Here is a 923-nt window from a genome sequence, read left to right on the forward strand (position 1 = left end):
GAAAAAGTTATTAAAGTGGCTAGTGCTTTAGTAGAAAATCCATACAAAGAAAATTATGTTAAAGTGAGATATTTTGAAGATGATGAAGTTCCTGCTGTTATAATAGGATTTGCACAAAATAAACTTCAAACTAATATTGGTCTTTATATGTTTAGATTTTCTTTCGCTGAAAAGGAATATAAAAATCCAAGTATATATGATGAAAAACTATCTTCAAAAGCTACAATTCGATTAAGTTTAGGCCAATTATTTGATGGAACTTTAGAAAATGGTTTTGTTGAAGTAGAGTATAGGGAAAAATTAGAAAAATCACTTGTAGCTTTATTCGGGGAAGTAGGAAAGGATATAACAGATTATGCAGTAGAAAAACTCCTTGAAAAGAGAGAAAAAGGTGATGGTGCTTTAAAAGGAGTATGTGAAACAAAAACATTTGGTAATATACAAGTTGATTATATGAATCACCCAATTTTATCTGAACCAGATATAAATCTATATTTTACTGTTAAGTAATGTAATATAAAATTTTTAGTTATGTATTATATAACCGATTAGAGAAATTTCTCTAATCGATTTGTATTGATAAAGGAGGAAAAGGATGCATGAAAAAACACCTTGTAAAAAATAATATAAAGAAAATAGTATCCTTAATAATTATATTGGTAATGGTATTTTCTAATATGATAAGTGTGTTTCTTCCAAATATATTAAACAACAAAGTATATGCTACATCATATCCAAGTAATCAAGCTGAATTTGAAGATATGGTACAAAAAGCAGGATTTCCCCCTTCGGAAAGACATGGTTTGACACCCAATTTTCAGTTATATCAAGAAAGAGGAATGATAGTATATGGTTCACCAAAAGATGTTAAAAGGATTGAAGGTGAAAATGACGAAAGAGATGGGGAATACAGATATTTAGGA

At 28.4% G+C, this 923-nt stretch carries 2 protein-coding genes; both read left to right on the forward strand.

The window, feature by feature from the left end:
- Window positions 1-510: hypothetical protein (locus L21TH_RS14425; RefSeq protein ID WP_034428831.1), on the forward strand; the 510-nt coding region annotated here is incomplete at its 5' end.
- Window positions 511-599: 89 nt separating this feature from the next.
- The coding region (locus tag L21TH_RS00385; RefSeq protein ID WP_034428832.1) for a hypothetical protein at window positions 600-923 on the forward strand (324 nt) is incomplete at its 3' end.

Origin of the sequence: Caldisalinibacter kiritimatiensis (assembly GCF_000387765.1) — a bacterium.
Lineage (GTDB): Bacteria > Bacillota > Clostridia > Tissierellales > Caldisalinibacteraceae > Caldisalinibacter > Caldisalinibacter kiritimatiensis.